This is a genomic window from Nocardiopsis sp. KDC1DS13DA1 (assembly GCF_055632325.1).
Window position 1 is genome coordinate 285,697 of sequence record NZ_JBVMUY010000021.1, and the last position, 12,648, is coordinate 298,344.

3 protein-coding genes are annotated in these 12,648 nt (G+C 75.2%); 1 reads left to right on the forward strand and 2 read right to left on the reverse strand.

Going from position 1 to position 12,648, the window contains the following annotated elements; all coding sequences use genetic code 11:
- The first annotated feature begins 165 nt into the window (after positions 1-165).
- Complete coding sequence (locus ACTVAJ_RS15025) at positions 166-1,206, forward strand: NAD(P)-dependent alcohol dehydrogenase (protein WP_470388763.1); 1,041 nt, start codon at positions 166-168, stop codon at positions 1,204-1,206.
- On the opposite strand, the gene ACTVAJ_RS15030 is transcribed toward ACTVAJ_RS15025, so the two are convergent.
- Positions 1,173-8,408: an SDR family NAD(P)-dependent oxidoreductase gene (locus ACTVAJ_RS15030; RefSeq protein WP_470388764.1), complete on the reverse strand. Its 7,236-nt coding sequence runs from the start codon at positions 8,406-8,408 to the stop codon at positions 1,173-1,175. The genes ACTVAJ_RS15025 and ACTVAJ_RS15030 overlap by 34 nt on opposite strands.
- 116 nt (positions 8,409-8,524) lie before the next feature.
- On the reverse strand, positions 8,525-12,648 hold a 4,124-nt coding region (locus tag ACTVAJ_RS15035; protein ID WP_470388765.1), incomplete at its 5' end, for a type I polyketide synthase.

Genomic DNA, 12,648 nt, shown 5'->3' on the forward strand with positions numbered 1-12,648 from the left:
CGTCAGTATCCCCGATCCCCCGTCCGTGAGACTGGCCCCGCCAGTGGTAGGCACGGCCGTCTTACGTCGGGCGAAGGTCTGGGCGGCCCCCGGGCGGCCCGGCACACTCGGCAGAGCGTCCGCCCGGAGGGACGGACGAGGACGATCCCGAGGAGAAGCCTTTCGATGACCACCGTCGCCGCCTACGCCGCGCCCGCCGCCAAGGCACCGCTGGAGCGCACCACCGTCGAGCGACGCCCCGTCGGCGAGTCCGACGTCCGGATCGACATCAGGTACGCGGGCGTCTGCCACTCCGACATCCACCAGGCCAACGAGGGCTGGGGCGAGTCGATCTTCCCCATGGTCCCCGGCCACGAGATCGCCGGTGTGGTCGCCGAGGTCGGTCCCGGGGTGACCCGGTACCGGGTCGGCGACCGGGTGGGGGTCGGCTGCTTCGTCGACTCCTGCCGCGCGTGCTCCTACTGCGGGAAGGGCCTGTACCAGTACTGCGTCGAGGGCATGACCATGACCTACAACTCTCTCGACCGCCGGGGTGAGCCCACCCACGGCGGCTACTCCACCGGCATCGTGGTGGACGAGAGGTACGTGCTGCGCATCCCCGGCTCCCTGCCCCTGGACACGGCCGCGCCGCTGCTGTGCGCGGGCATCACGTCCTACTCGCCACTGCGGCGCTTCGGGGTCGGCCCCGGCTCGAAGGTCGCCGTCCTGGGGCTGGGCGGCCTGGGCCACATGGGGGTGAAGATGGCGCACGCCATGGGCGCCGAGGTCACGGTGCTCAGCCAGTCCCTGCGCAAGCGCCGCGACGGCCTGCGCATGGGGGCCGACCACTACCACGCGACCAGCGACCCGGCGACGTTCGGGGCACTGACCGACACCTTCGACGTGATCCTGTCGACGGTGTCGGTGGCGCTGGACCTGGGCCGGTACCTCCCGCTGCTCAGGGCGGAGGGCGCACTGGTCAACGTCGGCGCCCCGGACGATCCGATCTCGCTGGACCTGTTCTCCCTGATCTCGGGCGGCCGCAGCCTGGTCGGGTCGATGATCGGCGGCGTCCCCGAGACGCAGGAGATGCTGGACTTCTGCGCCGAGCACGGCCTCGGCGCGGAGATCGAGGTGATCCGCGCCGAGGAGGTCAACCGGGCGTGGGAGCGGGTGGTCGACAGCGACGTGCGCTACCGGTTCGTCATCGACACCGCCACGATCTGACCGACCGCGTCCTCGACCGCCTCCGCCGTGGTCCCGGCGTGCTCCTCCATCATGGTGAGATGGTCGCCCGGGACCTCGACGCGGGTGTGCTCCCCCGGCCACCGCCAACCGGCCCCGAGTTCCTCACCCGACGCGGCGCGGACCCGGTCACGCGGGCGGACCTGGACGGTCGGGACCGGCAGAGGACCGGGACGCCAGTCGGCGAACAGGTCGAGGTAGCCGCCCATGGCGGTCAGCCGCACCGCGTCCAGCAGCCCGAACTCACCGGCCCGCGCGGTCACCGAGTCGGTGACGATCGGCAGCATGCCCGGCTCGTCCGGAAGGGGCGTGTCGAGCAGTACGAGACCCTGGGGCGGACGGCCGCGGCGGTGCAGTTCCTCGGCGATCGCGTGCGCCGCCCATCCGCCCGACGACCGCCCCACGAGGACGAACGGCGCCCCGTCCGCTGCCCGGAGCACGGCGTCGGCTTGGCCGACCGTCAGGACCGCGCGGTCGGCGGGCAAGCGCTCGCCCTCCAGGAACCCGGGCGCGGGGAGGGCGTACACCGGGCGGTGCCCGCGCGACCGGGCCGCGAACCTGGCGAACTCCTGCGCTCCCGAGGTCATGACCAGGGACGGAAGGCAGACCAGGGCGGGCCTCTCGGGTCCGGCCGACAGCGGCACGGGCATGACCGGCCAGGCGTCGTCGGCGGAGAGCACCGCCCGGTCACGCGACCCGGCGCGGACCAGGGCGACCGCCTCCTCCGGCCGACCGTTCCGGCAGGCGGATCGGAAGCGCCCGACCAATGCGTCGGCGGTTCCGTCCCGGTGGGCGGGGCCGGTCCGCCTGGCCGTGGTGCCCGACGGCGCCGTTCCGGCCGAGGGGGCCGAAGCCCCGGTGCCCATCTCCGTGTCCACGTGGGCGGCCAGCGACTCCGGGCTCCGGTGGGTGAGGACCACGGTCGCGGGCAGCCGCGATCCGGTGGCCTCGCTCAGGTGGTTGCGCAGTTCGACGGCGGTGAGGGAGTCGAACCCGGCCTCCAGGAAGTCCCGGTCGGCCGCCATCCGTTGACCGGAGGGGTGGCCGAGGATCTCGGCGGCGCGTTCGCCGATGAAGTCCGCCAACAGGACGCGGCGTTCGGCCCCTGGCGCCGCGGCCCGCAGGCGTGCGGCCGCCGCGGTGCCGTGGGCGGCCCGACTCCCCTTCCCCGCGCGTACGAGTCCGCGCAGCAGGGAAGGGACGGCCTCGGGTGAGGTCGCCCGCGCTCGCAGGCCGACCAGGTCCATCGGTACGGGGAGCAGGTGGGCGTGGCCGGCGGCCGCGGCCGCGTCCATGAGCGCACGGCCCTCGTCGGAGCCGATCGCCGTCACCCCCCAGGTGCGGGTCATCCGGGTGATCTCGACCGCACCGAGATGACCGGTCATCGCGCTCGCGTCGGCCCACCGGCCCCAGGACAGGGACTGCGCGGGCAGCCCGAGGGCGTGCCGGTGGTGGGCGAGGGCGTCCAGGAAAGCGTTGGCCGCCGCGTAGGCGGACTGCCCCGCCGACCCGAACACCCCGGCGGCCGAGGAGAAGAGCACGAAGGTGTCCAGGTCGAGGTCGGCGGTGGCCCGATGCAGGTTCCAGGCCCCGTCGACCTTGGGCCGCAGGACCCGCTCCAACGCGGGGGCGTCGAGCCCGGTGACGGTGGCGTCGTCGAGCACGCCCGCCGCGTGGACCACCCCAGTGAGCGGATGGTCGGAGGGCACCGACGCCACGAGGTCCTGGACCTGGTCGGGGTCGGCGACGTCGCAGGCGACGACGGTCACACGGACCCCCAGGGCCCCGAGTTCCCCGACGAGGTCGGCCGCTCCGGGTGCCTCGGCCCCCCGGCGTCCGGTCAGCAGAAGGTGCGTGACACCGTGGCGGATCGCCAGGTGGCGGGCGACGAGGGAGCCGAGCGTGCCGGTTCCGCCGGTGACCAGCACCGTACCGTCCGACCGGCCACGTGTGGCGAGGTCCAGGACGACCTTGCCGACGTTGTGCCCCCGCTGCATGAGGCGGAACGCGTCCGCCACCCGCTCGACGGGGTGGCGGGTAACCGGGACACCGGGGAGTTCCCCCTTCTCCAGGAGGGGCAAGATCGCGGCGAAGGCGCGGCGGACGCGCTCCTCCGGCAACGTCGACAGGTCGAACGGCAGGTAGGCGACGCCGTCGTGGTCGGCGGCGACGCGGTCGGGGTCGCGAAGGTCGTTGCGGCCCAACTCCACGAAGCGGCCCCCGGGTGCCGTCAACCGCAGTGACGCGTCGACCGCGGCTCCGGTGAGGGAGTTGAGGACGACGTCCACGGGTGGGGCCACCGCGCGGAACCGGTCCTCGAAGCCGGGCCGGCGCGAGTGGGCCAGGTGCTCGTCGGCGATCCCCGCCTTCCTGAGCACGTCCCACTTCTCCGGGCTCGCGGTGGCCAGGACCGTGGCGCCCAGGTGCCGGGCCACGTGGACGGCGGCCTGGCCGGTGCCCCCGGCCGCCGAGTGGACGAGGACCGTCTCACCGGCCGTGAGGCCGGCCTCCTCGACCAGTGCGAGGTGGGCTGTGAGGTAGGCGGCGGGCGCCGCCGCGGCCGTGATGTCGTCCCACCCCGCCGGGACGCGGGCCACAAGCGCACGCCGGGCGACGGCCACCGGGGCGAAGGCCCCTGGGAACAACCCCATCACCCGGTCGCCGGGGGCGATGTCGGCCACGTCCGGGCCGACCTCCAGGACGACCCCGGCGCCCTCGTTGCCGATGTCTCCGGCCCCGGGGTACATCCCCACGGTCATGAGCACGTCCCGGAAGTTGACCCCGGCGGCGCGGACCGCGACGCGGATCTCGCCGGGTTCCAGCGAGCGCCACTGGTCGGGGTCCGGAAGGGGGACGAGGCCGTCGATCCGCCCGGGTTCGCGTACGCGCAGACGCCAGTCGGTGCGGCGGCGGGGCCACCGCGGGCCCGTGTCCCCGTGGTCGACCTCAGCCAGGCGCGGGACATACACACGGCCATCCCTGAGCGCGACCCGGGACTCTCCGGTGGCGAGCACCGCGCCCACCCCGGCCGTGTCGAGCCGGTCGGTGTCGAGCAGGAGGAAACGGCCGGGGTGCTCGCTCTCCGCCGAGGCCACCAGCCCCCACGCGGCCGCGCCCACCAGGTCGATGTCGCCGATGTCGGTGTCCCCGGGAAGCCGGACGGCCCCGCGCGTGATCACGACGACCCTGGCAGCGTCGAGGTGGGCGTGGTCCACCCACGCCTGGACGAGGGCGAGGACCCGGTGGAGTTCGGCGCGGACGCGGTCAGGGACGTCGCCGTCCCGGCCGTCCGGGAGGGGTACCAGGATCAGGTCCGGTACGGGCGTCCCCGACTCCAGGGCGGACTCCAGCGCCGCGGCGTCGGCGTACCACGCCACACCCTCCGGTCCCCGCGCACCGACCGTCACCCACGTGCGGGGCTCCGGTGCGTGGCCCTCAGCGCCCGCACGTTCCCTCTCCGTCCAGTCCACCCAGTCCACACGGAACAGGGCGGGCGGTTCAGCGGCGGTCGGCGCGTCGCGGACCGTGAGGCGGTCGATCGACAGGACCGGTGTCCCGTCGTCGGCCGTGTAGCGGACCGACCACGTGTCACGGCCGGTCCGGGTGGTCCGCGCACGCAGACGTGTCGGTGCCCGACCGGTGTGCGACCGGACGCCGCTCCAGGAGAACGGGAGCGGCCGTCCCGGACTCCCGTCACCGTTCACGCGGTCGAGCAGGAGCGCGTGCAGCCCCGCGTCGGCGAGGGCCGGGTGCGGACCGGCCATCCCCCGGGCGTCCTCCGGCGGGGTGTCCGCCTCGACCTCGCCCACCACGCCGTCGCCGTGCCTCCAGGCGGCGCGCAGGCCCCGGAAGGCCGGTCCGTAGTCGTAGCCGTACTCGGCGAACCGGGCGTAGGCGCCCTCGACCGGCAGCGGCTCCGCACCCACGGCGGGGGCCTCCTCGTGCCCGACCGCCCGCGTGGTCTCCGGGGCCACCCCCCCCTCCGCGTGCGCGGTCCAGTCCTCGGCACCGGGGCCTCGGGACAGCACCCGGACGGCCCGGCGGCCGAAATCGTCCGGCGGTTCGACCAGGACCTGGATCGGGAGTCCGGCCCCGCCCCGCGGTAGCTCCACGGGGGCGCTCAGGGTGAGGTCGGCGATCTCCGGGCACCCGCACACGCGCCCCGCGTGCAGCACGAGTTCCACCACGGCGGTTCCCGGCAACAGGGTCCGGCCGTCGACCACGTGTTCGCCGAGCCAGGGCAGGCGACCGGGGTCGAGCACACCGGTGAGCAGCGTCCGCCCCGTGTCCCCGATCGGGACCCGGGCGCCCAGGAGCGGGTGGTCCTCCGCAGACAGCCCCAGCGCGGCGGGGTCACTGTCGACGCGCCGTGAGGGCAGCCAGTGGCGTTCCCGCTGGAAAGGGTAGGTCGGCAGGTCGACGTGGGCGCGGCCGGTCGTGCCGAGGGCGCGCGCCCAGTCGACGGCCACGCCCCGGCAGTGCGCCTCCGCCAGGGCGGTCCACATCCGGGTGGGTCCGTCCTCGCCCCGTTTCAGTGTGCCGACGACCGCCCGGTCGTCCCGGTCGGCCTCCTCCAGTGTCCGCTCGATCGCCGCGGTGAGGACCGGGTGCGGACTGACCTCGATAAACGCGGCCCCGTGCTCCCCCAGGGCCGCGACGACGGGTGCGAGCAGCACGGGGTGGCGCAGGTTGCGGTACCAGTGGTCGGGGCCGAGGGCGGTCCCGACCACGGGTGGCCGTTCCGGCGCGGAGTCCGCCGACGCCCCTTCCGGAGAGGGTGCGACCGTCGTGTGGAGGGGGATGTCGCCCGCCTGCGGCCGGATCCCGGCCAGGCCGGTGCGCAGTTCGTCGCGGATCCGTTCGACGTGGGCGGAGTGGGAGGCGTAGTCGACGTCGACCCGTCGGGCGTGGACGCCGTCCCGTTCGGCGGCGGAGAGGAGTTCGACGACCGCGTCCACATCGCCCGACACCACGGTCGACTCCGGACCGTTGACCGCCGCGACGCCGACCCGGTCGGCCCAGGGCGCGGCGAACCCCGCCGTGCGGTCGGCCCCGAGCCCGATCACGGCCATGGCGCCCGGCCCGGCCAGACTCCGGAGGAGCCGTGAACGCAGGGCGACGACCCGCGCGCCATCCTCCAAGGAGAGCACACCGGCCACGCACGCGGCGGCGATCTCCCCCTGGGAGTGGCCCACCACGGCGGAGGGCTCCACCCCGGCCTCCCTCCACAACCGCGCCAGGGACACCATGACCGCCCACAGCACCGGTTGCACCACGTCCACCCGGGCCCCGTCGCCCACCACGGGCGGAGCACCGGGCTCCGCGCGCAGGACCGCGCTCAGCGACCAGTCCACGAACGGCGCCAACGCCCGTTCGCACTCGTCCGCGGCCTCGGCGAACACGGGCGAGGAGGCCAGCAGTCCCCGCCCCATCTCCGCCCACTGGCCGCCCTGGCCGGGGAAGACGAACACGGGGCCGGAACGGTGGCCGGACCCGGCGGCCGTGCCGGTGACGACCCCCCCGGCGCGCCGCCCCTCCGCGATCGCTCGCAACCCCTCCAGGAGTTCGGAGTCCTTCGATCCCACGACCGCCGCGCGCCGGGTGAACACGGTACGGGTGGTGGCCAGCGAACGGGCGACGTCGGCGGCATCCGGCGCGGTGCCGTCCCCCAGACGCGCGTACAGGCGCGCGGCCTGGTCCGCGAGCGCCGCCCCGGTGCGGGCGGACAGGATCCACGGCACCGGCCCCGCCACCAGGGCGGGCGCACCGGTGTCCACCGAAACCACCGCGTCCGTGGCTGCCTCCTCGGGGGCCTCCTCCACGATCACGTGGGCGTTGGTCCCGCTGATCCCGAACGAGGACACGCCCGCCCGACGCGTCCGGCCGCCCCGCGGCCAGGGGCGCGCCGCACCCCGTACCCGCACCCGACCGGACTCCCAGTCCACCAGGGGGGAGGGGCGGTCGGCGTGCAGCGTGGCCGGGAGCACGCCGTGCCCCAGTGCGAGGACCATGGCCGTCAACCCGCTCACACCCGCGGCCGCCTGGGTGTGGCCGATGTTGGACTTGACCGAGCCGACGTCCACCGTCCCTGGACCCGCCGTGTCCGAACCGGTCCCCGCACCCGGACCGAACACGTCCAGCAGTGCCTGGGCCTCGATCGGGTCGCCCAGCGTGGTACCGGTGCCGTGCGCCTCCACCGCGTCGACGTCGTCCGGCCCCAGACCGGCGTCCGCCAGGGCTGCGCGCACCACCCTCACCTGCGCTGATCCACTGGGCGCGGTGAGGCCGTTGGAGGCCCCGTCCTGGTTGACGGCGCTGCCCCGGATCACCGCCAGGATCCGACGGCCGTTACGACGGGCATCGGACAGCCGTTCCAGCACCACCGCGCCCGCACCCTCGGAGAAACCGGTCCCGTCCGCGCCCGCACCGAACGCCTTGCACCGGCCGTCGGGGGACAACCCGCCCTGCCTGGCGAACTCCTCGAACAGCATCGGCCCCGTCATCACGGTGGCGCCGCCCGCCAGGGCGAGCGAACACTCCCCCGACCGCAGCGCCCGCACCGCCAGGTGCACCGCCACCAACGACGACGAACACGCCGTGTCCACCGTCAACGCCGGCCCCGTCAACCCCAACGTGTACGACAACCGACCCGAGGCCACGCTCGCGGCGGTCCCCGTCGCCAGGTAGCCCGCCGCGGCCTCCGGGACGTGACCCTCGGCGTAGTCCCCCAGACTGATCCCGGTGAACACGCCCGTGGGGGTGCCCGCCAGGGATGTCGGGTCGATCCCGGCGTGCTCGACCGCCTCCCACGACACCTCCAGCATGAGCCGTTGTTGGGGGTCCATGGCGGCGGCCTCGCGCGGCGAGATCCCGAAGAACTCGGCGTCGAAACCCGCCAGATCGTCGAGGAACCCGCCCGCCCGGGTCCCACCGGGCCGGCCCGCCAGGGTCTCCAGGTCCCATCCGCGGTCGGTGGGCAGGTCGCCGATCGCGTCCGCGCCCTGCTCCAACAGGCGCCAGAAGGCCTCCGGAGAGTCGGCGCCGCCGGGAAGTCGGCAGCTCAGGCCGACCACGGCGACGGGTTCGCGGTCGCGGGAGCGCAGGTCCTCCAGTTCTGCGCGCGTGCGTCGCAGGTCGGCGGTCACCCGTTTGAGGTAGTCGAGGAGCTTGGCGTCATCGGACATGGGTGTGGCCTCACCGGTTCGTGTCGTCCGCGACCGCGGAAAGCGGGCGCGCGGCGGGGAGCATGACGGGGCAGGAGGGAACGGGGCGGAACGGGTGACGTCTCGGGGCCGGTCGGTCAGTCGCGCAGGGCCTCGTCGATGAAGGCGAACAGCTCCTCCTTGGAGGCGGTCTCCAGGTCCCGGTCGGCCACGCCCGCGCCCGGGGCCGACGGGCTCCGGTCGGACAGCCGGTCGAGCAGCCCGCGCAGTCGGCGGGCGACGGCCTCACGGTCCAGGGCGGAGCCCTCGTGCTCGGAGAGGGCCGCCTCGATACCGTCGATGCGCGCCATGACGATCCGTTCGGTGTCCCCGAACAGCCGTTCCTCCAGGTGGTGGCCGAGCGCCGCGCACGTCGGGTGGGAGTAGGCCAGCCCCGAGGGCAGCCGCAGCCCGGTGAGGGAGGAGAGGCGGTTGCGCAGCTCGATCGCGGTCACCGAGTCCAGACCCAGGTCCTTCAACCCCCGGTCGGCGTCCAGCGCGCCACCCGACGGGTAGCCGAGCAGGACGGCGACCGTCTCGCACACGCGATCGGTGAGGGTTCGGCGCCGTTCGGTACGGCCCAGCCCGGACAGCCGTTCCACCAGACCGTCCTCCGCGCCTCCGCGGGTCCCGGCCCCCTCGGCGGCCGTTCGGCCGAGGTCGCCGATGAAGGGGCTCGGCCGGTTGACGGTCAGCGCGGCGCGGAACCGCGGCCAGTCGATGTCGGCGATCGCCAGCGCGGTCAGGTCGCGGTCGAGAGCCTGCCCGAGCGCGCTGACGGCCATGTCGGGGTCCATGGTCGGCAGGCCGTGGCGGCGCAGCAGGTGGGCGACCGCCCCGTCCTCGGCCATGCCCCGACCCGACCATGCGCCCCAGGCCACCGAAGTGGCGGGAAGGCCGAGGGCGCGCCGGTGGTGGGCCAGCGCCTCGCAGAACGCGTTGCCCGGAGCGTAGTTGCCCTGCCCGGACACGCCGAACACGGCGGAGACCGAGGAGTACAGGACGAAGGCCGACAGGTCCATGCCACGTGTCAGCTCGTGCAGATGCACCGCCCCGTTCGCTTTGGCCCGCAGGGCGCACGCCACCTGGTCGGGGGTGAGCGCGTCGACGGGGCCGTCGTCCAGGGCCGCGGCCGTGTGGACGACCACGCGCAGCGGGTACTCCTCGGGGATGTCGGCCAGGACGCCGGCCAACGCGGCGCGGTCGGCGACGTCGCACGCGGCGACGGTCACCTCGGCTCCAGCCGTACGCAGGTCCTCGACCAGTTCCCCGGCCCCCGGCGAGTCCTCTCCCCGGCGGCTGACCAGGAGCAGGTGGTCGGCGCCCCGCCGGGCCAGCCAGCGGGCAGTGTGTGCGCCCAGTGCCCCGGTTCCCCCGGTGACCAGGACGGTTCCGGAGGGTGTCCAGCGGCGGGTGGCCCTGGCTCGGCTGAGCGAAACGCGGCCGAGCCGCCGCGCGAGGACGCGGCCGCCCCGGATCGCCACCTGGTCCTCGCCCTCGGCCGTCTCCCCCGCGAGGATCCCGGCGAGCAGTTCTCCGGCTCCCTCCGTGCCCTCGGCGGGAGCGTCGATGAGCCCGCCCCAGCGGTCGGTGTGCTCCTGGGCGGCGACCCGGCCGAGCCCCCACACGAGCGCGGCGGCCGGATCGGTCACGGCCCCGTCGGCTGGGACCGCTCCGCGGGTGAGGCACCACAGCGGAGCGGTGACCCCGGCGTCGCCGAGCGCCTGGAGGAGCAGGACGGTGTACCGGTGCCCCGCCGCACAGGTCGGCTGGGCGATCCCGGCGTCGGCGTCGCCCAGGGCGGCCAGGGACAGCACTCCCACGATCGGTTCGGACCCCCGCCGGGCCTCGGTGACGAGGTCGGCCAGGCCGCGGCGTTCGGGTGCCGAGGGCAGGTCCACGATCCGGGTCCGGTGGCCACGGGAGTGCAGGGCCGCGGCGCAAGCGGCGACCGTGTCGTCCAACGGCCCGTGGCGGAACAGCAGCCAGGTGCCCGAGGGGGTGGTCCGCGCCCGGTGTCCCCGGACCGGCACCCAGTCCTCCTCGTAGACCCAGTCGTCCAGGGAGCCGGTCATGCCCGGAGCGGGCTCGACCGCGCCCGGGGCGGAGCCGTCGCCCCCGCCCAGCCGCCAGAAGCGCTGGTGTTGAAAGGGGTAGGTGGGCAGGTCGACGACCCGGCGGCGGCCGCCGAACACCCGCTCCCAGTCGGGGTCGACGCCGTGCGCGTGCGCCTCGGCCAGGGAGGTCAGGAACCGGAACGGGCCACCCTCGCCGCGGCGCAGCGTGCCCAGGACGACCGCGTCACGAACTCCGGCGGCCTCGGCGGTCTCCCGCAGGGCCGCGCCCAGGAGGGGGTGCGGGCCCACCTCGACGAACGCGCCGTGTCCGTGCGCCAGCAGCTCACGGGTGGCGGCCTCGAACTCGACCGGGCTCGCCAGCCCCCGGTACCAGTACTCGGCGTCGAGAGCGGTCCCGTCCAGGTGGCCACCGGTGACGGTGGAGTACATCGGGACGTCGGGCCGTCGCGGCGTGATCCCGGCCAGCTCGGCCGTGATCCGCGCACGCAGCCGCTCCACGTGCGGGGTGTGCGAGGCGTAGTCCACCGCGATCATCCGCGCGTGGACGCCCTCGGCCTCGTACCCCTTGACCAGGCCGCGCACCGCCTCGGGCTCGCCCGCGACCACCGTCGACTCCGGGGCGTTGACCACGGCCACGTGCACGTCCGCACCGAGCCCGGCCAGGCGCGCACGCACCTCCCGTGCGGACCGGCCGACGGAGGCCATCGCACCCGTGCCCGACAGCTCCAGGACCGCGCGGCCGCGCAGGGCCACCACGCGGGCCGCGTCCTCCAGGGAGAGCGCCCCGGCCACGCAGGCGGCCGCGATCTCCCCCTGGGAGTGGCCCACCACGGCCGAGGGACGTACCCCGTGGGAGCGCCACAGCTCCGCGAGCGAGACCATGACCGCCCACAGCACGGGCTGCACCACGTCCACCCGGTCCATGAGCGCGTCGCCTTCGCGCAGCGCGTCCGTCAGGGACCAGTCGGTGTACGGCGCCAGCGCCGCCTCGCACTCGGCCATCCGCCGCGCGAACACCGGTGCGGCGTCCAGCAGGTCGACGGCCATCCCGGGCCACTGGCCGCCCTGGCCGGGGAAGACGAACACGGGCTGGTGGTCGCCCCGGGCCGTGCCGACCACCGCGCCGGGGTGCGGCCGTCCCCGGGCCACGGCGTCCAGGGCCTCCAGGTAACCCGCCCGGTCACCGGCGACGACGACCGCCCGGTGGTCCAGCGCGGACCGCGTGGTGGCCAGCGACCAACCGATGTCGGCCGGGTCGGCCTCGGGGTGCTCCTCCAACCGGTCGCGGAGGCGCTCCGCCTGCGCGCACAGGGCGGCGCTGTCACGGGCCGAGAGCGTCCAGGGCAGGGGGCCGACGGGCCGATCCGCGTGCGGTGTGTCCCCGTCGGCCCACCCGTCGGCGCCCTCGGGGGCCTGCTCCACGATGAGGTGGGCGTTGGTCCCGCTCATCCCGAACGAGGACACCGCGGCCCGGCGCGGCCGGTCGGACCGCTCCCAGCTCCGCTCCTCGGTCAGCAGGCGCACCGGCTCCGAGGACCAGTCCACGTGGGGCGTGGGCGTGTCGGCGTGCAGGGTTCGCGGCAGCGTCCCGTTGCGCAGGGACAGCACCAGCTTGATGAGTCCGGTGACCCCGGCCGCCGCCTGGGTGTGCCCCAGGTTGGACTTGAGGGAGCCCAGCCACAGCGGCCGGTCCTCGGGACGTTCCGGCCCGTAGGTGGCCAGCAGTGCCTGGGCCTCGATCGGGTCGCCCAGCGTGGTACCGGTGCCGTGCGCCTCCACCGCGTCGACGTCGCTCGGCCCCAGACCGGCGTCGGCCAGCGCCCGACGGATGACCCGTTCCTGGGAGGGGCCGTTGGGCGCGGTGAGGCCGTTGGAGGCCCCGTCCTGGTTGACGGCGCTGCCCCGGATCACCGCCAGGATTCGACGGCCGTTACGACGGGCATCGGACAGCCGTTCCAGGACGACCATCCCCGCGCCCTCGGAGAAGGCGGCGCCGTCCGCGCCCGCACCGAACGCCTTGCACCGGCCGTCCGGCGCCAGGCCGCCCAGGGTGGTGAACTCGGTGAGCGGCCCCGGGGAGGACATGACCGTGGCGCCGCCCGCCAGGGCGAGCGAACACTCCCCCGACCGCAGCGCCCGCACCG

Coding starts and splice junctions, on each gene's coding strand:
- ACTVAJ_RS15025 (WP_470388763.1), top strand. CDS start 166: ATGACCACCGTCGCCGCCTACGCCGCGCCCGCCGCCAAGGCACCGCTG.
- ACTVAJ_RS15030 (WP_470388764.1), bottom strand. CDS start 8,408: ATGTCCGATGACGCCAAGCTCCTCGACTACCTCAAACGGGTGACCGCC.